The organism is Streptomyces pseudoechinosporeus (assembly GCF_054783935.1).
Window position 1 is genome coordinate 573,861 of the sequence record NZ_BAAGPS010000005.1, and the last position, 18,008, is coordinate 591,868.

The following is an 18,008-nucleotide window of genomic DNA, read 5'->3' on the forward strand; positions in this document are numbered from 1 at the left end:
GCCTTCGAGGCGCGCGCCCACCTCTACCCCGGAGGGACCCTGATGAAGTCGCTGCTCCCGTTGAAGCCCGAGTCGACAGCCCCGGCCGCTTCCGGTCCGCTCGCGTCCTTCGCGCGGTTCGTACTGTTCGGCGGCGGCATCGGTGTCCTCTCCAGCGCGGCCGTGCCGCTACTGGCCGCGGTGATGCCCTGGGCGGCAGCCAACGCGGTGATCACCGTCGCCTCCACCCTCCTGTGCACCGAGCTCCACGCGCGCTTCACCTTTAGGACCGGGCGACGAGCCGAATGGCGCCAGCACTGGCAGTCCGCCGGCTCGGCCACCGCCGCCTACGTGGTGACCTGCGCCGCGATGTTCACCCTCCACGCGGTGCAGCCGTCACCCGGGATGCTGACCGAACAGGTCGTCTACCTCGGCGCCTCTGGCCTCGCCGGCATCGGCCGCTTCGTGATTCTCCGCCTGTTCGTCTTCGCCGCCGGCCGCAACCGCACCCAGGTGCCGGTGCGGACGAAGAGCCCGGCACGCGTGTCGGCTCTCCTTGCGGCGTAGTGGAAGACCGAGCGGGACGCTCAAAACATCCAGATATGGTTGAGGAGCGGGAACTGCTCACAGTGTGAGGCGGGCCGCTCGTCAGCGGATTGCCTCGTCCATGAGCACGTAGAGCAGGCCGACGAGCGAGCCGCTGCTGACGATCTCGCGACGGTCGATCATGCCCCGTACCTCGGCGAGGGGGATCCACTCGATGCGGTCGGACTCGTTCTTCTCCGTCGGCGGCCCCATGTAGGTCGCGCCGTCGGCCCGGAAGATGTGGTGCTGCGAGTCGGTGATGCCGTTCGCGGGCTCGGCGTAGATGAGCGGCTTGATCGGTCCCGGACGCCAGCCGGTCTCCTCCAGGACCTCACGGGCAGCCGCCTGCTCGGGTGTCTCCCCGTCTTCGATCAGGCCCATGGGCAGTTCCCATGCCCAAGCGTCGGTGATGAACCGGTGCCGCCACATCATCAGCACCTCGCGGCGGTCGTTGATCACGGCGGCCACGGCGAGGTGCCGCAGGCGCACCACGTGGTGTTCCCAGCGGCGCCCGTCAGGCTGCTGGACGTCCACCAGGCACAGATTCACCCACTGATTGGTGTAGATCTGCCGCTCGCCGTGGGTCTTCCACTGCATGAACGCCGCCTCCCTCACACGATGCATCGAGCATCTCAGACAGAGCCGAAACCGAGCACACGATTCGCGTCAAAGTGACGAAATACCTAGCGGATCCCGTGGCGCACCACTCGGGACGCGCTGCGGCGACCTACACCGAGAGCTTCAACGTGGCGTGGGCGACAGCTACGCCAGTACTGCAGGAAGGGTGACCCGTGGCACGGACCGAGTACTACGACGATCCGAACGCGCCGAAGCCGAACAGCATGGTCGTCGCGGCTTCCGCTGTCGTCACCGATGAGCAGGGGCGCATCCTGCTCCAGCGCCGACGGGACAACGACCTGTGGGCATTGCCCGGCGGCGGCATGGAACTGACGGACTCCTTGCCGGGTACGGCAGTTCGCGAAGTCAAGGAAGAGACTGGCTTGGACGTGGAGATCACGGGCCTGGTCGGCACGTACACCGACCCGAAGCACATCATCGCCTACACGGACGGCGAGGTGCGCCGTCAGTTCAACGTCTGCTTCACCGCCCGCGTCGTTGGTGGCGAACTCGCGATCTCCGACGAGTCCACGCAACTGCGATTCGTACACCCAGATGAACTGGGCGAACTGCCGATGCATCACACGCAGCGGCTCAGGCTCCGTCACTTCCTGGAGCATCGAGAACAGCCGCATCTTGGCTGATCGCGCGCCTATTCGTCGCCAACAGGCGCCAACTCCCCCAGGATCACCTGGGTGGTTCTTTTCGAGATCAGACCTTCTCGGCCATCACTCGCGGATGCTCGGCGGCAAGCAGGCCGATGTCCTCGACGTCGGAGGTCAGGATCGTCACCCGGCCCGGATGCTGCAGCGCGGTCGCGCACAGCATGGCGTCGATGGCGTACTTGTGGCCATGCAAACCGGCTTCGCGCAGCAGAGCGGCGGCGGACTGGGCGAGAGCCTGGGTCACCGGCTCCACGCGCAGAAGCGAGAGCGTCCACCGCAATGCGGCATCGTTGACCCTCGGATGGATCACCTCGACCAGCACCGCGGCCGAGGTGACGACCGGGAGGTCAGCGTCACGGGCCGCCGTCAGCCACTCATGCACCTCCCGATCCCGCTGCACAGCCTTCGCCAGTCCCTCGCTGTCCAGGACCAGAGCACCGCTCACGCAGCGGCTCCCGCTCCAGGGGCATCCCCGGTGAGCCGGGCCCGCTTCGCTGCCACGGCCTCCGGGTCGGCGGGCCCGTGGACCTCCTCGAAGCCCGCGATCAGCTCGTCAAGGTTCTCCCGCTCGATCTGCCGCTGGGCCGCCTTCTCCAGATACGCCGACACACCTCGCTTGCCGACCCGCTCACGGATCGCGTGCAGGGTGCCGGCGGTCAATGTGACGGAGATGCCACTACTGGGACCGTCGCCGGGCGGGAAGTCCGTGTCGTCATCCATGAACTCACTATGGCATTGAAAATGCCATAGTGCGACCACTCCGCAGGAGACGCCCCATCCACTTTTCGTTGTGGAGCCGGCGGCCCAGGAGCACTGACACGGCACAGCCGGTTCACGTACGCATAGTCGCCATGTCACAAATCGCTGCCCTCCCTCGTCTCGATGTCGGAACCTCACCGGAGAGGTGGAGGAGAGATGTCGAGCAACAGGGGCGTGACCTCATGAACCTCGCACTTTGGATCAGTGCCGGTCTGCTGGCCGTAGTAGCCCTGACCGGCGGCATCAGCAAGTCATTCGTACCCAGGGAGAAACTGGCCGCGGTCCATGGTGGGGGATGGACCGCAGACGTCGGAGGCGGCTTCGTCAAGACCCTCGGCGTTCTCGAGTTGCTGGCCGCGGCGGGCTTGATCCTGCCCGCCGCGGTCGACATCGCGCCCGTTCTGGTGCCGGTGACCGCCGTCTGCTGGGTGTTGCTGATGGTCGGCGCGATGGTCACCCACGGCCGCCGCGGCGAATCCTGGCTGGTGGCGCTGAACCTGGTCTATCTCGCGCTTGCGTCGTTTATCGCGTGGGGCCGCTTCGGCCCCGAATCCTTCACCGGCTGACCGCCTGACCGCTTGACCGGCGGCAACGGGCACAGTTCCGGATCAGCTGACGGCAGCGCCGAACCACTTGGGCAGCCGGCTGAGCAGTTCCTGCTGGTCTTCGCCGACCCACGCCACGTGGCCGTCCGGGCGCAGCAGCACCGCGGGCACGTCCTTCGTGTCGAGTTCCTCGCTGACGTCGATGACGTGGTCGATCCGGTCGGCCCACCCGGTGACCGAGAGCCGGCCGGTCTGGTCGAGCAGCAGGCCGCGGCCGTCGTGCATCAGCTCGTAGAGGCGGCCCCGCTTCAGCTTGATGTCCCGCAGCCGCCTGCCGAGCAGTTCGTGGCCCTCGCCGAAGTCGTAGCGGACCGAGATCGCGGTGATCTTCTCGGTCAGGTACCGGTTCACCTCCTCGAATTCCATCAGTTCCGACAGCAGTTGGCGTACTGACTGTGGGCCCGGCTCGGTGGACATCAACACCGTCTGCGCGCGGGTGTTGTCCAGCACGTCGGCGGCCACCGGGTGCCGTTCGGTGTGGTAGCTGTCCAGCAGCCCCTCCGGTGCCCAGCCGCCGACCTCGGCGGCCAGTTTCCAGCCGAGGTTGAACGCGTCCTGGATGCCGAGGTTGAGGCCCTGTCCGCCCAGCGGCGGGTGGATGTGCGCCGCGTCGCCGGCAAGGAGCACCCGGCCGACTCGGTACCTCTCGGCCAGCCGGGTGCCGTCGCCGAAACGGGACAGCCAGCGCGGTGAGTGCACGCCGAAGTCAGTGCCGGCGTACGCCCGTAGCTGTTGCTTGAACTCCTCGAGGGTCGGCGGGACCGTACGGTCCTCGGCCACCCCCTCGGCGGGTACGACGACGCGGTACGCCCCGTTCCCGAGGGGCCCGAGGCCGAACCGCTTCTGGGTCTCGCGGACTTCCGCGACGATGGCAGCAATCGTCTCCGGGTCCTCGGTCACCTCCATCTCGCCCAGCAGCGTCTCGACCGCGCTGGGCTCGCCGGGGAAGCCGACGCCGAGCAGCTTGCGTACCGTGCTGCGGCCGCCGTCGCAGCCGACGAGGTAGCGCGAGCGCAGCCGCGTGCGGTCGGCCAGCTCGGCGGTCACCCCGTCCTCGTCCTGGCTCAGCCCGACCAGTTCGCAGCCGCGCCGGATCTCGGCGCCGAGCTCGGTGGCTCGCTCGGCCAGCAGGCGGTCGGTGGCGGGCTGCGGGATGCCGAGGACGTACGCATGTGCGGTGTCCAGCCGGTCCGGCGACGGCTTGGGGATGCCGGCGAAGAAACCACCGACCGGGTATTGCCGGCCGAGCGCGAGGAACCGCTCCAGCAGACCGCGCTGGTCCATCACCTCGATGCTCCGCACGTGCAGGCCGAGCGCGCGGACCACCGGCGTCGGCTCCGCCTCCTTCTCCAGCACGACCACGTGCACGCCGTGCAGTCGCAGCTCGGCTGCGAGCATCAAGCCGGTCGGTCCGCCGCCGGCAACGATCACGTCGATCATGAAATCCCCCATTTCCGCAGGTCCTGGCCTTGGCCGGGTAATTCTGCGGTACGACGGGGGTCTTGCCGCAAGCCCCCCACTGCGCTATACGTTGAGAGTGGCAAGGAGTGGGTGACCCTCCTTGCCTTTCCTTTTGTCGCCCGCTGCCGTCCGTTGTGGACGGACCATGGAACTTCGGTGGGCTGGGGGGAGTTGGCAGAAAGGACGTGCGGAACGCACGCGGACGACCGTAGCGACAAACGACATGGGCTTAGGCCGAGGTGGCACGGATGGCGATGTGGGACAAGATCAAGGACCAGGCCAAGGGTCTGCAGCAGGCGCAGGGGGCCAGGGGCGCCGGTGGACACGGGCGGAGCGGCTCACGGTCCTCCGGGGGGTCGAAGGCTCAGATGGTGAGCATGCTCAAGTCCCAGCTCACCTCCCTCAAGACTGAGTTGAAGAGCGGCTCCTACCGAGACGCCAGCATGGCCATGTGCGCACTGGTCGCCGCAGCCGACGGGAATGTCGACCCGGCCGAGCGGCAGCACGTGGAGTCGCTGATCGTGCAGAACGACGTCTTGCAGAACTTCCCGCCGGAGCAGCTGCGGCAGCGCTTCAACAAGCATGTCGACCAGCTCGCGTTCAACTTCCAGCAGGGCAAGGCCGAGGTTCTGCAGGAGATCGCCAAGGCCGCGAAGAAGCCGACGGAGGCCAGGGCGGTCGTGCAGACCGGCTTCGTCGTGGCGGGTGCGGACGGGTACATCTCGCCCCCCGAGGAGCAGGTCCTGCGTGAGGCGTGCTCGGTACTCGGGCTGTCCGCCCAGGAGTTCGGCCTCTGACGGCGCGTACCGCCGTCGGTGACCGGACCGCTCTCACGCGTTTACGAGCGGACGGTCACAGCCAGGGCGGAAGGGTCACCGGCTCGGGGCGTGGCGCCCGGCCGGTGGTCCAGGCCGGCAGGTCCGCGGTCGGGCCTCGACGATGGTCGCGGTCTCGGCCGTCATCGGCCCGAACCGCCAGGTGCGGTCCCGGCCGGACGGGTTGAGGCAGACCGGTGGGCAGCCGGGCGGGTGGACAGGGCGGCGGTGACGTCGCGAGCGAGCTGACGCCTGCGCAAGTTGATCGCCCACCCGGCGGACTGGGCCGTGCTCGGCTTCATGGCGCTGTCCGCCTGCCGCGGCGGGCGGTAGGGCCTATGCGGCAAGTGCGGCGGGCTCGCCCAGATGGGAGGCGGCCCTCCGCCATGCGGTGGTCACCGCGGTGCGGGCCCGTGCCGTACCTGCGATGCGGTCGCCGGTCAGCTCCAGCGGCGCGCCCACGTGCACGTGCAGGTCCGGCCGGCGCAGAGGGGCTGTGACGAGGCCGGCGAGCTGCTTGACGGCGCTGCCCGAGGTGACCCGGCGGGCACCGGCCTGGCCCACGGGTACGACGGGGGCGCCGGTGCGCTCGGCGAGCCGGGCCAGGCCGCTGTGGAAGGTGCCGGGTGCCGCTTCCGCAGCGTCCTTGCGACGGGGCAGGCCCCCCTCGGCGTAGATGAGGACCAGCCGTCCCTGCTCCAGGGCTCCTGCCGCAAGGTCCAGCGCGCCTGCGGCGCGCTGGTCTCCGCGGAAGACGGGGATGTGTCCTTCGCGGGCGAGAGCGCGCCCCAGCAGCGGGACGCGCCACAGTCCTGCGGCCGCCATGATGACCGGCTCGGCGCCGAGGCTGTGCAGGGCGGCGACCACGATGGCGGGGTCGGCGAGGGAAGTGTGGTTGGCGGCGATGATGCTGCCCGGCGCGAGTTCGGCGCCGGGGTCGGTGGTCACCGACAGGCGGCCGACGGTGGGAACCAGGATGTCGGCGATGCGGCTGAGCATGAGCGTGCTCCCGGTCTCGACAATGTTGATCTTCATCGTCGCGGACAGGCGCCGACCGGGCCTGAGTCGTCGTACTCATCTTCTCGGCTGGTCTACCCATGGTGGACAGCCGGCTTCCTATCGCCTCGACAACGAGGTCCCTCTTCGTCATCTGACTCCTCCCCTTCGGGTCCTTCGGGCGCCAACCGCCGGTACAGCCTGCTGTACCGGCGGTTAGGGCGTGCGCGGCAATGATCTGTGGGCCCGTGGTTGGTGTGCTGAACACGTCACATCAGCCGTCTCCGAAGGGGCACCACGGTGAGTTCGCGAGCACACGTCACACCCGTCAGCATCGACATCCGACCGGCACCCACCGGGCCGAAGGGCGACCGCGGCAGTCTGCGGGACAGCCTCCGCCGCCGCCCGTTGACCTGGTTCTTCTCGCTGGCCTATCTGCTGAGTTGGGCGGCGTGGACACCGTACGTACTGTCCGAGAACGGACTGGGCGTCTGGCACTTCGCCTTCCCCGGGGCCGACGGCAGCAGCCAGCTCCTCGGCGTGCTGCCCGGCGCCTACCTCGGCCCGATCGCGTCGGCCCTGCTGGTGACCGGCGTCACCGAGGGACGTCCGGGGCTGCGGGCCTGGCGCCGTCGGATGACCAAGTTCAAGGTCGGCTGGCGCTGGTACGCCGTGGTGCTGTTCTCGGTGCCCGCCGCGCTGACCCTGAGCTCAGTCGCACTGGCCGACCGCGGCCCCGCAATGCCGTCCGCCGCCGTGCTGGCCGCGTTCCTGCCCGGCCTGGTCCTGCAGATGATCACGACCGGGCTCGCCGAGGAGCCCGGCTGGCGCGAGTTCGCCATGCCCCGTATGCAGCGCCGCTACGGCCCTGTGATCGCCACCCTCGTCGTCGGTGTCCTCTGGGGTGCCTGGCACCTGCCGCTGTTCCTGAGCGACTGGGGTGGCTGGCCGGACGTGGACGCCACGAAGCCGCTGGAGTTCGTGGGCTCGGCGATCGCCCTCAGCTTCGTCATGACCTGGGTGTTCAACCGCTCCGGCGGGAGCATGCCGCTGGTGATGCTGCTGCACTGCGGTGTCAACAACTACATCTCCATCGCCTGGTCGGACATGTTCCCCTCGCTGTCCTCCGACGACACGACGCACGCCCTCCTGCTCAGCTCCACCGCCGCGGCCCTCGTCCTGCTGCTCGCCACCCGCGGCCGACTCGGTTACGCGCCCAGCACCACGAAGGCCCCGAACGCCACGCAGCGTCTGTAACGCTTTCCGCGCCCCGGACCAAGAACAGGTGAAGTGCCGTAGGAAGCAAGCCCGGAGTACGGCCGAACGTCCGAGGAGAAGGAGCCGCCGAGTGGATGGCGCGGAACGGGAACGGATACCGGGTGGGCCCGCCGCGGCGGCACGTGACCCGGAGCTCTTCGAAGCGTTCTACCGGCGCCATGTGGACGCGGTGCTGCGCTTCGTGGCCCGGCGCGTCGACGATCCGCACACCGCAGCGGACCTGACGGCGGAGATCTTCCTCGCCGTTCTCGACTCGGCCCACACCTACCGCCCGCGCCTCGGCAGCGAGACGGCCTGGCTGTACGGCGTCGCCCGCAACGTCGTCTCGTCGGAGCGCCGTCGCGTGGCCCGGGAGGCCGAACGCGATCTGCGCTTATCCGGCAGACGCCTGCTGGAAGCCGACGACATCGCCCGCCTCGAGGACAAGCTCGACGCGGAGAGCCCGGGGCGGCGCGTACTGGCCGCCCTCGCGAAGCTTCCCGAGGGCGAGCGGGCCGTCATGGAGCTGATCGCGGTGGACCAGCTCACGGTCACGGAGGCCGCTGCCGCGCTGGGGATCCGCCAGGTCACGGCTCGGGTGCGACTGCACCGGGCGAGGAAGGCGCTGCGGGGGGAGGCGTATTCCAAGGCCGAGGCGGACTCCAAGGCCGCGGAGACGCCGGACGCATCACTGCTGTACGTCATCAGGGGAGAGGCATGAGTACGAGGCCGACTTTCGAGGACCGGCTGCTCGGCGAGCTGAAGCGGGAGATCGAACTCCGCGAGCCCGAGCCGACCTCCTCCGCGCGCCGTCTGTTCACATCGCGCCGGATCGCCGTCGTTACGGCGGCCTGTGCGCTGGCCGGGCTCGCCGTCGTGTTCGTACCCGGTTCGGCGGCCGACTCGAAGGCGTACGCGGTGGAACGCCACGACGACGGCAGCGTCACGCTCACCATCAAGGACCGGCGCATCGACATCGAGACCCAGCACGAACTCGCGCGGCAAATGCGTCCGTGGGGCATTCAGGTGGAGGTCACCTGCGCGTCCAAGTCGTGGGGAACCGACGCTGCCCTTGAACTTACGGCGATCAATGAGCAGGGCGCCCCCGAACGCCTCGTCACCTGGTCAACCACCCTGGATCGGGGCAGCAAGCTGGTCCTCGAGAACACCGCCAAGCCGGTGACCAGGGACGAGATCAAGCGCCACGAGGTCAAGCGCTGCGTCCCGGGGAAGCTCGCTCCGCCCGACAACTCGCCGACGGACTAGCCGAGGCGCATCTACGTGGAACCCCTACGCCCCGCTGCTCCATGCCCAGAACTGTCACTCTTCGTGTCTTTACGATTACCCAAAGCTAATCCGTCGACCGACCCTCCCCGCTCAGCCTGGCTCGACGCCCTGCGCGGCATCGCCGCACTCATCGTGGTCTTCGACCACTCCTCGTACGCCTTCATGCCGGAGTTCCGGCAGGAGCTGATGCCGGAGTTCAACACCAGCCGCTACGGCATCATGGTGTTCTTCCTGGTGAGCGGCTACATCATCCCCGCCTCACTCGAACGCCGGGGCTGCGTCCGGACGTTCTGGATCGGACGGGCCTTCCGCATCTACCCGCTGTGTGCGGCCGTCGTCACCGCCGTACTCGCCCTCAACCTGATCGGCATCGCGGAGATCCGTACCGACTTCGGCGGACAGAGCGCCACCACAGTCGCCCTCGCCCACATCACCCTCCTTCAGGAACTGCTGGGGACGCCCAATCTCCTCCTCGTCCTGTGGACGCTCTCGTACGAGATGGCCTTCTACCTGCTGGTCGTCGCCCTCTTCACGATCCGCCGGCACCAGCGCTCGGCAGCGGTCGCCGTCACCCTGGCGCCGCTTGCCGCCGTGAGCGTGACAGCAGGGGCAACGCTCCCGGCCTCCGCCCTCTCCGGCACGATCGGCACCGGCCCGCTGATCGCGCTCGCCTCCATCGCCATGGCGGTCGCCATCTGCTGCGCGAGCGCCAGCTCACCCCAACTCCGCGTGTTCGGGGGCGGGTTGGGCGGCGTACTGGCACTCGTCCTGGTCCCTCTCAACGGCACGGTCCCCCTGTGGGAAGGCCTGGTCATCCTCGCCGTGATGTTCCTCGGCACCGCCATCTACCAGGCCGAGCACGGTCAGAACACCTGGCGGTACGCGGCCTGCACGGCCGCCGTGGTGGTGGCCTGTGCCGTGGGGAGTGCGTACGGGCACGGCGACGGCGCCCTCTTCACCCGACGCGGCTGGATCGTGGCGTTCCTGCTGGCCGTGCTCACCTTCGGCATCGGACTGGCATTGCGCCGCCGGCGGATCCCGCGCCTGCTGACCGGGCTGGGAACGATCAGCTACTCCGTCTACCTCGTGCACCCGGTGCTGCTCGCGGTGAGCGACGGCACGATCGGGCGGTCGCGGCGCGACAGTCTCGTACTCGAAGTGACGTTCTTCGCCGTGCTGTTGCCGCTGTGCGTGCTGACCCACCGTTACGTCGAAGCACCGGGCCAGGCATGGGGCCGGAGACTGGCACGGGGCGTTCGGCCTCCGTAATGGGCACGGCAATGCGGCGAGGAACGTCATGACAGATCAGCGGGACACCAGCGGAGCCGAGGAAGCAGAGGACGCCGAGGACTTCTGTCGTATCTGCGGATACGACGAGGAGCGTTTCTGGGAGCACAGCGTCCCCACCAGCGCCATCTGCCCGTGCTGCGGAATCGAGTCGGGCATCGAGGACATGGGGGACCCCGGTACCTGGGAGGGCCTGCGCGGGATCCGCAACTTCCGCGGATACTGGGTCGGCAACGGTGCCCTGTGGTGTTCCCCGACACTCCGGCCGAAGGACTGGGACCTGCTGAAGCAGGTGGCCAACATCCCGCCCGAGTGGCGCTGACCGGCGCCTGCGTGGGCCGGTGAGGGTTTCGAAGTGCCTCGGTGCGATCACCCACGAAATGAGGCAAGTGATGAACAAGGAGGCAGCCCGGCCTTCCCCTGACTGGCCGACGAACGCCTGGCCGGTGGGCACACGTGTCCGTGTCATCCAGGATCCCGCCTGGGCCGGACCGTGGCCGGTGGAGTTCTGGGGAACGGTGGACGATCTGCGTCCGCCGTTCCCGGTGGACCACGCGTCAGCACGGGAAGGCGAGCTCGTCTATTGGGTCCGCTTCGACGAGCCCCAAGTCGACAGTGACGGCTCCGGTCCCTACCGCGGTGCGGAGATCTGGGACCGCTACCTGATCAGGGACCTCCGTTCGGGGCCGACACTGGATCCCCCACCATTTGATCGGAGCACATATGGAACACGACGACAGCCACCGGAATCCCGAGCAGCTCGAAATCGCCAGCGTCCTCGCGTTCCTCGAAGAGTTCAACGCTTGCCACGACGAACTCAACCGGTTCACCGCAGAGATCCTGATGGAGTTCGAGCCCGACGAGGACGTCAGGGGACTGAGTCAGATACTGCTGACCCGACAGAGCGTTGGGTTCGAGCTGCTTTCCTCGTATCGATTCCACCGCAGTGAGGACGCTCCGCAGGGCGACGCCGGAGTGGTCGACATCTACGCAGCACTCCTGCTCGGCCCTGAACACTGCGCTGTGGAGGTCGGTGTCGAGGTCGCTCTGGACCAGGACCTGGGCACGATCCCCGCCGGTACCCGGACCCCGTACCACTGGAAACGCGAGGGAATCCCGTTCGACGAGGCTTTCACCGCCCTCCGTGAGCAGATGCGAGCGCTCATGGAGCTGAAGGACCCCTTCACCGCCACTCCCTCTCCCGGACCGCACAACTGACCAGCGCCGCCACCGCGCACCCGGCCGCCGCCGACGCGTTCGGCGGGCTGCGACTCCACGAGGTCCCTCGAGCGCAGTACCCCGTTCGCTGGTGCTGCAGCGGTCGAAGTCGCGAAGGGCGGCCTTCCGGGAGGGCCGCGCTGACGTTCAGTATCCGCGCACCGGGTTGCCGGTCCGGGTGTCACCAGACCCACTTCTGGTCGTTGCTCGTCGAGCACGTCCACTGAATCGCCTTGGTGCCGATGGTGGTGCTGGAGTTGGGGATGGCAAGGCAGCGCACCTCCGTGCGCCGGTGACGATGTGGCGGATCCCTGGCGATCCGCCACACCCGGTCTCACCAGCCAACGAGACGTGAACCAGACCCGTGCGGAAGGCTCACCGTCCGGCGCTCCAATGGCGGCCACCGACACCAACTGCCCCTGCTCGGCCCGCAGATGGTCCTGCAGGCTGCCGCGGCCCTCCTTCGAGCCGGTGGGGCCGACCGGGTGTCGATGGTGACAGGTGTGACGGGCGCTCGCGAACTCACCGTGGTGTCTCTTCGAAGGCGGCTGATGCGACGTGTTCAGCACACCAACCACGAGCCAACAGATCGTTGCCGTGCATGCCCCGAGCCGGGTACAGCAGGCTGTACCTGGCAGGAGGCGGCTTCGGCGGTGGCAGGCGGAGCCGCCTCCAGGTCGGTTTTCAAATTGAGGTACCTAGGTACTATGGTCTTGAGGTGATGACATTGACTGCTAAGACGGCGCGGCAGGCTCCTCTGAAGGTGGATCCGGAGACGGACAAGCTGATCAGTCAGGGTGCCCACTTCCTGGGACTGACGAAGAAGGACCTCGTTGCCGAGGCAGTGCGGGTCTACCTGGAACAGCGGCGAGAAGACTTGCGCGTCGGCATGGTCGAGGCGCTGCAGGTGCTGGACGGGTCACTGAAGTCGGACGTAATGCTGCTGACCGGGCTGACCGCGGAGGAGATCGACGCGGTCGGCGGGATCGACGAGTAACGGAATCGGAAAGAGATGCGCCCAGCCCGTCCCACGCTGCGATGCCTGCGCGAGGATCTGGAACTGCCCGTACCAGCTGTCACCGCACCGCTCGAAGAGATCGAGCATCCGATCCTGGCGAAGGCGGCGGAGCAGTTCACCGAGGATGACACCAAGCACGACAGGATTCGCGCCATTGACGACCAGGTGTTGTTCAAGGTCAAGGTGCAGCGGTGGCGCGGTGCGGTGTGGATAGACGCGGACCTGCCCTGGCTCGTCGCGGCCGGGCGCCGCGAGGACGGCTCAAGTGACGATTTTTATGCCGCTTTGGAGGCTGAGGGTAAGGCCGCTCGGGCCCGCTACAACGCCACGTATACGGACGGGCTGAAGACCACGACATACACCGGGCACCTGCTGCCGGCTCGCGAAGATCACGTTCGCTACCAGGCTGAGGCCGGAGTCCGGTTCGTGCGACGGCTGCGCGCCGCCATCCTGGAGCTGGCCAAGGCGACCTTGCGCGATGGCCGCGAGCACGCGCAGGACTTCGACACTTTCACGCTCGGGCTGCAGGTCCGCGCGGACGACGGGCATGAGACGTATCTCGCGGTCCGGATCACAGGCTCCGTCCCGGCGAACCTCGCCGCTGCGATCCTTGGCAACGTCCCGGGCTGCGACAAGGACGGCTGGTATCCCGAATACGCCTTGCCCGAAAGGGACTTGCTACCCGCCGAGCAGGCCTGGTCCAACCTGATGGACCCACGCGAAGCAGCGAAGGTACTGGGCGACGAGACCTGATCGGTCTCACCGTGCGGGGGGGAGCGGGCTCCTGCAGGCTGACGTGTGTAGAGGCCGCGGGGACTTCTTCCACGCCGGCATGTTGGAGAAGGGATACGTGACCCACTGATGCGGTTCTCCCCTGACGACGTGGTCTTCCGCGTCCGCTTCAACCTGGAAGAGGTGACCACCGCCGAGGCCGCGCTGCACGCCTGGCTGCCCCTGGTCGCTGAACTCCGCCCTCGCGCAATGGAGTTCGAGGAAGCAAGCCCGGACGGTCTGCGCCGAGGCTTCATAGCCAGCCTGCTCTTCGTCTCCCCTCTTACGGGAGCAGGTGACGTGCCGGACCGGCTGCGCGCCTCGGTCAAGCCGTTCATCGAGCGGCTGGGGATGGACGCGGCGAAGTTCGAGGTCGACGACGAAGGCACCGGTGGTTTCGTGGACTCGAAGGATGCCGAAGGCACGCCTTACGGCGCGTACCTCATCTTCGCCCTGATCGGCGAGGACCCCCTGAACCCCGAGGGCGAGGAGATGGACTACGAGGACACGGGCGAAGACCTGCTGCCCTGAGCCCAGGCCTCCCGGAAGCCGTCGCCCCCTCGCCGGAGGCGACGGCCACGCTTCGCACGACGTGTTCGCCCGCCGTGACCGGAAAACGATCGCACATCAGGGGCGTGCCCCTCAGCGACCACGCGCGCCCCCGCCGGCGCCCGAGCCCGGGCGAGCGGGCACATGGTTGGGGCCCTGGTTGTACCCGCCGGGATTGACGTCGCCGGACGACGGCCCCTCCCCGTCCCCCAGCCAGGAGATGTCGACGACCTCCAGCCTGTCCAGGATGCCCAGCACGATGATCGCGAAAAGCGCCACGCAGAACAGGGCGAACAAGGCATCAGCGAGTAACGGCCGTTTGAGCTTCATCAGCGCTTCTCCCCCGTGCGCTACGAGCCATAAAGTCCGGTATCGATATGGACTGCGCCTTCGCCGGGCTGGTTCCCGAATCAGTGCAAAACGCTACGAGCGCCACCAGTCCTGATGCTGCGGCGCCCCTTGAGAAGCGTCGTAACCCGGCTCCCCGTACGCCCCCGTGCCATAGCCACCAGCCGACCCGTACCCGCCCGCCGGACCGTAGCCCTCCGCCGTGCCGTACCCACCCGCCGGGCCATAACCCCCCGCCGCGCCGTACCCGCCCGCCGCGTCGTAAGCCGTCGCCGTCTCCCGCTGCCCCACCCGCGGCAGCGGCGTCGCATGCTCCATCGTGCCCTTCCAGGTACGGGCCGGGGGACGCCCGGCGTACCGGCCGAAGACGACGGCCGCGGCCGTGGCGGCCAGCACCCCGGGCACCATCTCGTACACGCCCGTCTCCAGCGGGCCGAGGAGCGGGTCGATGTCGTCCCACAGGAAGACCGTCAGCGCGCCGGTCACCATGCCGGCCTTCGCTCCGGCCGCCGTCATACCCGGCCAGTACAGCGACAGGAGGACCACCGGGCCGAAGGCCGCGCCGAAGCCGGCCCAGGCGTACGCGACGATGTCGAGTACGGCACCGCCGCTCAGCGCGATCACGTACGCGACGACCGCCACGGCCACCACGCTCAGCCGGCCGACGAGCAGCAGCGAGGTGTCGGAGGCCCGGCGGTTGAGGAAGGCCCGGTAGAAGTCCTCGGTGAGGGATGTGGCCGAGACCAGCAGTTGGCTGTCCACCGTGGACTTGATCGCGGCGAGCACCGCCACCAGCAGGATTCCGGCGATCCAGGGGTTGACCAGCAGGGTGGCCAGTTCGATGAAGACCGTCTCGGGGTTGTCGAGCGGGTCGGGGAGTACGGCGATCCCGGCAAGGCCTATGAACGAGGCGCCCGCCAGTACGACGACCGCCCAGCTCACCCCCAGTCGGCGGGCCCGCGGTATGTCACGGGTGCTGCGGATGCTCATGAAGCGGCTCAGGATGTGGGGCTGGCCGAAGTAGCCGAGGCCCCAGGCGAGCAGCGAGATCATCGCGACGGTGCCGAGCGGGCCGCCGGTCGTCCAGACGTTGTCCGCGAACGATGCCTCGGCGGCCGGGTCGAGCAGGGCGGGGCTCGCGTCGGTGACCGCGTCGTGCAGGGCGCCGAGGCCGCCGAGTTTCCAGAGGGCGATCAGGGGGAGGGCGATCGCCGCGAGGAACATCAGCGTGCCCTGGATGGAGTGCGTGATGCTCAGGGCCGTGAAGCCGCCGAGGATGGTGTAGACGACGATCACCACGGCGAAGATGGTGAGCCCGGTCTCGAAGTCGGCGCCGAAGATCTCGTTGAAGAGGAGGCCGCCGGCGATCAGTCCGCTGGCGACGTAGACGGTGAAGAACACCACCGTGACGACGGCCGAGAGCGAGCGGAGCACGTGGCTGCGGTCCTCGAAACGCTCCTCCAGGTACGAGGACAGGGTCACGGAGTTACCGGCCTGCTCGGTGTAGGTGCGCAGGCGGGGCGCGACGAGCCGCCAGTTCAGATACGTACCGATGATCAGGCCTACGGCGATCCAGGTCGCCCCGATCCCGGTCATGTACACGGCGCCAGGGAGGCCCAGGAACAGCCAGCCGGACATGTCGCTGGCTCCGGCGGACAGGGCGGCCACCGGGGCGGTGAGCCGGCGTCCGCCGACGCTGAAGTCCTCGAAAGTGCTGGTCTCCCCGTGGGCCATGACCCCGATCATGACCATCGCTATCAGAAACACGCCAAAGGTGATCATGGCTGGGATGGTCAGGGTGATCATGCGTTTCTCCCTGCGATACGGCGACCGGGGCATATGTCAAACGCGCACACAGGCCACCTTTTCGGGCCGGAATGGCGCAGTGTAGGGGCCACGGTCCGTATCGGCGAGAGCACGGACGAGACAAGCGGTTCCATCGGTTCCGGGTTGTGGCGGATATGGATGGATACGCGAATGCGAAGGTTCTTTGAAGATGGTGGAGGTGGGGTGGGCTCAGCCCCGGAGGCCCCGGCGCAGTCGGCGGCCCAGCAGCTCGACGGTCAGGCTGACCAGCAGCGACGCCAGTAGGACGCTCATGACCACCGGGAAGTCGAAGGACGCCAGGCGGTCGCCGAGGAGCTGGCCCAGGCCCGCGGCGCCCACGACGCCGACCACGGCGGTGTCGCGTACGCAGATCTCGAAGCGGTAGAGCGTGTAGGTGAGCAGGTGGTTCGCGGACGGCGGGACCATGGTGACGACGGACGCGACCGCGCGGGGGACGCCGGCGCCCAGCAGGGAGTCACGGGGGCCCAGGTCCATGGTTTCCCAGGCTTCGGCGACCAGGCGGGCGAGGATGCCGCCGGTGTAGAGGCCGAGTGCGAGGGCGCCTGGCAGTACGCCCGGGAAGAGCGCCAGCAGGGCGACGATCGCCCACACCGTCGGGGGGATCGACCGCAGGATCAGGAGCAGGAGGCGGGTCGTCCACCAGAGGGCCCGCCGGGCCAGGGCGGCTGAAGCCCGGGCATCCGCGCCGCGTCGGTCGGCTCGTGGGCGGGTGGCCCAGGGGCCCACGGCCAAGGTGATCACGACCGCCACGGCCATGGCGAGTACGGCCATCGCCACGGTGTCCAGGGCGGCGCCGGTCAGCGCCCGCCAGCCGCCCTCGGGGAGTGCGGGCGGCCACAGGTCGGACAGCAGCCGGCCGCCGAGTTCCCGGGTGCGGGCCGAGACGAGTCCGGCCGGTGAGAGGCCGGACCACCACCAGGCGACCGGGATCGCCGGCACCACCAGGGCCAGCGACCAGCGGGTCGTACGGGACAGGCCATGCGGCGACCGGCCCGCGTCGCGGGAGCGCTCATCCGCCTCGCGGGACGGCTCGCGTCCGACCGACCGGCCCGCCTCGCGGGAGCGCTCGCGTCCGACGGAGCGGGATTGCTCGCGTCCCACGGACCAGTCCGCGCAGGTCACCACCGCGACATCGGAGCGGACGCGGCTGCTCCACAGCTCGACAACCGCCGCGAGGGCCAGCAGCGCCGCGACGAGCGTCCAGACCTCGTCCCAGTTACGCGACTGAAGGCTCACCGTGAGCTCGAATCCCAGGCCCCCGACGCCCGCGACCCCGAGCACGACCGCGGACCTGAGGGCGCACTCGAACCGGTAGAAGGAGTACGACAGAAGCAGTGGGGCGGTGCCGGGCAGCAGCGCGTAGGCCAGCGCGGAGCACCGCTTGGCGCCGGCCGCGCGCAGCGAACGCAGCGCGGCGTCCGGCACGGCATCGAAGGTCTCCCCGAAGACCTGGGCGCTCTGCGCGCCGAAGGGCAGGGCGAGCGCCAGGACGGCGACGAGCGGATCGAGACCGAGCACGCTCACGAAGAACAGCGCCCACACCAGCTCGTGGACCGAGCGAACGGCCACCAGTGCGCCGCGCAGGACCAGCCGCCCTATGCGTACCGGCCAGGGGAGCTTTTCGCCACCCCATGCCACGTCGCTGAGGACCAGGCCGCCGATCAGGCCCAGCACCAGCGCCCCCACCGTCCCGAGCAGGGCCAGGGCCAGCGTCGTCGCCGTCGCCTCCAGCACCACCGCGAGGAACTCGGCCTCCAGTGAGGGGTGCAGCGCACTCGCCGCGACGTCGTCGAGCAGGGCGAGACCGCCTCGGTTGACCAGCTCGCCGCCCGAGGGGACCGCGCGCCAGGTCGCCCAGACCAGCAGCGCGGCCACGGCCGCGAACGTTACCAGCCTTCGGAGCCGTACCCTCCGCCCGCTCACGGCCTTTCGCCCCGGCGCG

Annotated in this window: 21 protein-coding genes; 13 read left to right on the forward strand and 8 right to left on the reverse strand. The window is 68.8% G+C overall.

The genetic code is table 11. From position 1 onward, the window contains the following. Window positions 1-42 precede the first annotated feature (42 nt). Window positions 43-546 carry a GtrA family protein gene (locus tag ACYVO6_RS09385; protein WP_461059196.1) on the forward strand — a complete coding sequence of 168 codons (504 nt, stop codon included), beginning with the start codon at window positions 43-45 and terminating at the stop codon, window positions 544-546. An 81-nt stretch (window positions 547-627) separates the two neighbouring features. Here the strand turns inward: ACYVO6_RS09385 and ACYVO6_RS09390 are convergent, their stop codons facing one another. Further along, a complete protein-coding gene (locus ACYVO6_RS09390) occupies window positions 628-1,161 on the reverse strand; it encodes an NUDIX hydrolase (RefSeq protein ID WP_461059198.1) in 534 nt (177 codons plus the stop codon). A 194-nt stretch (window positions 1,162-1,355) separates the two neighbouring features. On the opposite strand from ACYVO6_RS09390, the gene ACYVO6_RS09395 reads away from it, so the two are divergent. After that, on the forward strand, window positions 1,356-1,826 hold the full coding sequence (locus ACYVO6_RS09395; protein WP_461059200.1) for an NUDIX domain-containing protein: 471 nt from the start codon (window positions 1,356-1,358) through the stop codon (window positions 1,824-1,826). Between the two features lie 67 nt (window positions 1,827-1,893). Here the strand turns inward: ACYVO6_RS09395 and ACYVO6_RS09400 are convergent, their stop codons facing one another. Both ACYVO6_RS09400 and ACYVO6_RS09405 read right to left on the reverse strand, forming a co-directional pair. Next, window positions 1,894-2,292 carry a PIN domain-containing protein gene (locus tag ACYVO6_RS09400; protein ID WP_461059202.1) on the reverse strand — a complete coding sequence of 133 codons (399 nt, stop codon included), beginning with the start codon at window positions 2,290-2,292 and terminating at the stop codon, window positions 1,894-1,896. Next, entirely contained in the window at window positions 2,289-2,567 is a 279-nt protein-coding gene (locus ACYVO6_RS09405; protein ID WP_461059204.1) for a hypothetical protein, read from the reverse strand. The genes ACYVO6_RS09400 and ACYVO6_RS09405 overlap by 4 nt, the downstream gene beginning before the upstream one ends. Window positions 2,568-2,788: 221 nt before the next feature. Here ACYVO6_RS09405 and ACYVO6_RS09410 point away from each other — a divergent pair, with 221 nt between their 5' ends. Beyond that, window positions 2,789-3,172, forward strand: coding sequence for a DoxX family protein (locus ACYVO6_RS09410; RefSeq protein WP_461059206.1), 384 nt, complete (start codon window positions 2,789-2,791; stop codon window positions 3,170-3,172). 42 nt (window positions 3,173-3,214) lie between these two features. Here ACYVO6_RS09410 and rox read toward each other — a convergent pair whose 3' ends face one another. After that, a complete protein-coding gene (rox, locus tag ACYVO6_RS09415) occupies window positions 3,215-4,651 on the reverse strand; it encodes a rifampin monooxygenase (RefSeq protein ID WP_461059359.1) in 1,437 nt (478 codons plus the stop codon). 269 nt (window positions 4,652-4,920) lie between these two features. On the opposite strand from rox, the gene ACYVO6_RS09420 reads away from it, so the two are divergent. Then, entirely contained in the window at window positions 4,921-5,469 is a 549-nt protein-coding gene (locus ACYVO6_RS09420) for a tellurite resistance TerB family protein (protein WP_461059208.1), read from the forward strand. A gap of 354 nt (window positions 5,470-5,823) precedes the next feature. On the opposite strand, the gene ACYVO6_RS09425 is transcribed toward ACYVO6_RS09420, so the two are convergent. Continuing rightward, window positions 5,824-6,486 (reverse strand): lysophospholipid acyltransferase family protein, encoded by a 663-nt coding sequence (locus ACYVO6_RS09425; protein WP_461059361.1) that lies wholly within the window; start codon window positions 6,484-6,486, stop codon window positions 5,824-5,826. Between the two features lie 297 nt (window positions 6,487-6,783). Between ACYVO6_RS09425 and ACYVO6_RS09430 the strand changes: the two genes are divergently transcribed. The 9 genes from ACYVO6_RS09430 (at window position 6,784) to ACYVO6_RS09470 (ending at window position 13,852) form a co-directional block, all read left to right on the forward strand. Beyond that, window positions 6,784-7,740: a CPBP family intramembrane glutamic endopeptidase gene (locus ACYVO6_RS09430; RefSeq protein ID WP_461059210.1), complete on the forward strand. Its 957-nt coding sequence runs from the start codon at window positions 6,784-6,786 to the stop codon at window positions 7,738-7,740. A 91-nt stretch (window positions 7,741-7,831) separates the two neighbouring features. Continuing rightward, window positions 7,832-8,461 (forward strand): RNA polymerase sigma factor, encoded by a 630-nt coding sequence (locus tag ACYVO6_RS09435; protein ID WP_461059212.1) that lies wholly within the window; start codon window positions 7,832-7,834, stop codon window positions 8,459-8,461. Beyond that, on the forward strand, window positions 8,458-9,006 hold the full coding sequence (locus ACYVO6_RS09440; RefSeq protein ID WP_461059214.1) for a hypothetical protein: 549 nt from the start codon (window positions 8,458-8,460) through the stop codon (window positions 9,004-9,006). The genes ACYVO6_RS09435 and ACYVO6_RS09440 overlap by 4 nt, the downstream gene beginning before the upstream one ends. A 63-nt stretch (window positions 9,007-9,069) precedes the next feature. After that, entirely contained in the window at window positions 9,070-10,296 is a 1,227-nt protein-coding gene (locus tag ACYVO6_RS09445) for an acyltransferase family protein (RefSeq protein WP_461059216.1), read from the forward strand. Between the two features lie 28 nt (window positions 10,297-10,324). Next, window positions 10,325-10,636, forward strand: a complete 312-nt coding sequence (locus ACYVO6_RS09450) for a hypothetical protein (RefSeq protein WP_461059218.1) — start codon at window positions 10,325-10,327, stop codon at window positions 10,634-10,636. A gap of 401 nt (window positions 10,637-11,037) precedes the next feature. Further along, window positions 11,038-11,532: a hypothetical protein gene (locus ACYVO6_RS09455; protein ID WP_461059220.1), complete on the forward strand. Its 495-nt coding sequence runs from the start codon at window positions 11,038-11,040 to the stop codon at window positions 11,530-11,532. A gap of 721 nt (window positions 11,533-12,253) precedes the next feature. Continuing rightward, entirely contained in the window at window positions 12,254-12,529 is a 276-nt protein-coding gene (locus tag ACYVO6_RS09460; protein WP_461059222.1) for a hypothetical protein, read from the forward strand. A gap of 15 nt (window positions 12,530-12,544) precedes the next feature. Then, window positions 12,545-13,303 (forward strand): hypothetical protein, encoded by a 759-nt coding sequence (locus ACYVO6_RS09465; RefSeq protein WP_461059224.1) that lies wholly within the window; start codon window positions 12,545-12,547, stop codon window positions 13,301-13,303. 108 nt (window positions 13,304-13,411) lie between these two features. Then, window positions 13,412-13,852 carry a hypothetical protein gene (locus ACYVO6_RS09470; RefSeq protein ID WP_461059226.1) on the forward strand — a complete coding sequence of 147 codons (441 nt, stop codon included), beginning with the start codon at window positions 13,412-13,414 and terminating at the stop codon, window positions 13,850-13,852. A gap of 111 nt (window positions 13,853-13,963) precedes the next feature. Here the strand turns inward: ACYVO6_RS09470 and ACYVO6_RS09475 are convergent, their stop codons facing one another. The 3 genes from ACYVO6_RS09475 to ACYVO6_RS09485 form a co-directional block, all read right to left on the reverse strand. Continuing rightward, complete coding sequence (locus tag ACYVO6_RS09475; protein WP_461059228.1) at window positions 13,964-14,200, reverse strand: hypothetical protein; 237 nt, start codon at window positions 14,198-14,200, stop codon at window positions 13,964-13,966. A gap of 93 nt (window positions 14,201-14,293) precedes the next feature. Then, entirely contained in the window at window positions 14,294-16,024 is a 1,731-nt protein-coding gene (gene putP / locus ACYVO6_RS09480) for a sodium/proline symporter PutP (RefSeq protein WP_461059230.1), read from the reverse strand. Window positions 16,025-16,234: 210 nt separating this feature from the next. Next, window positions 16,235-17,941, reverse strand: coding sequence for a PhnE/PtxC family ABC transporter permease (locus tag ACYVO6_RS09485; protein ID WP_461059232.1), 1,707 nt, complete (start codon window positions 17,939-17,941; stop codon window positions 16,235-16,237). Between the last annotated feature and the right edge of the window lie 67 nt (window positions 17,942-18,008).

Bases quoted from the DNA above. Each gene is read 5' to 3' on its own strand.
- ACYVO6_RS09410 (WP_461059206.1), top strand. From the start codon at position 2,789: ATGAACCTCGCACTTTGGATCAGTGCCGGTCTGCTGGCCGTAGTAGCC.
- ACYVO6_RS09455 (WP_461059220.1), top strand. From the start codon at position 11,038: ATGGAACACGACGACAGCCACCGGAATCCCGAGCAGCTCGAAATCGCC.
- ACYVO6_RS09390 (WP_461059198.1), bottom strand. From the start codon at position 1,161: ATGCAGTGGAAGACCCACGGCGAGCGGCAGATCTACACCAATCAGTGG.
- putP (WP_461059230.1), bottom strand. From the start codon at position 16,024: ATGATCACCCTGACCATCCCAGCCATGATCACCTTTGGCGTGTTTCTG.
- ACYVO6_RS09405 (WP_461059204.1), bottom strand. From the start codon at position 2,567: ATGGATGACGACACGGACTTCCCGCCCGGCGACGGTCCCAGTAGTGGC.
- ACYVO6_RS09450 (WP_461059218.1), top strand. From the start codon at position 10,325: ATGACAGATCAGCGGGACACCAGCGGAGCCGAGGAAGCAGAGGACGCC.
- ACYVO6_RS09440 (WP_461059214.1), top strand. From the start codon at position 8,458: ATGAGTACGAGGCCGACTTTCGAGGACCGGCTGCTCGGCGAGCTGAAG.
- ACYVO6_RS09425 (WP_461059361.1), bottom strand. From the start codon at position 6,486: ATGCTCAGCCGCATCGCCGACATCCTGGTTCCCACCGTCGGCCGCCTG.
- ACYVO6_RS09475 (WP_461059228.1), bottom strand. From the start codon at position 14,200: ATGAAGCTCAAACGGCCGTTACTCGCTGATGCCTTGTTCGCCCTGTTC.
- ACYVO6_RS09465 (WP_461059224.1), top strand. From the start codon at position 12,545: ATGCGCCCAGCCCGTCCCACGCTGCGATGCCTGCGCGAGGATCTGGAA.
- ACYVO6_RS09470 (WP_461059226.1), top strand. From the start codon at position 13,412: ATGCGGTTCTCCCCTGACGACGTGGTCTTCCGCGTCCGCTTCAACCTG.
- ACYVO6_RS09420 (WP_461059208.1), top strand. From the start codon at position 4,921: ATGGCGATGTGGGACAAGATCAAGGACCAGGCCAAGGGTCTGCAGCAG.
- ACYVO6_RS09385 (WP_461059196.1), top strand. From the start codon at position 43: ATGAAGTCGCTGCTCCCGTTGAAGCCCGAGTCGACAGCCCCGGCCGCT.
- ACYVO6_RS09460 (WP_461059222.1), top strand. From the start codon at position 12,254: ATGACATTGACTGCTAAGACGGCGCGGCAGGCTCCTCTGAAGGTGGAT.
- rox (WP_461059359.1), bottom strand. From the start codon at position 4,651: ATGATCGACGTGATCGTTGCCGGCGGCGGACCGACCGGCTTGATGCTC.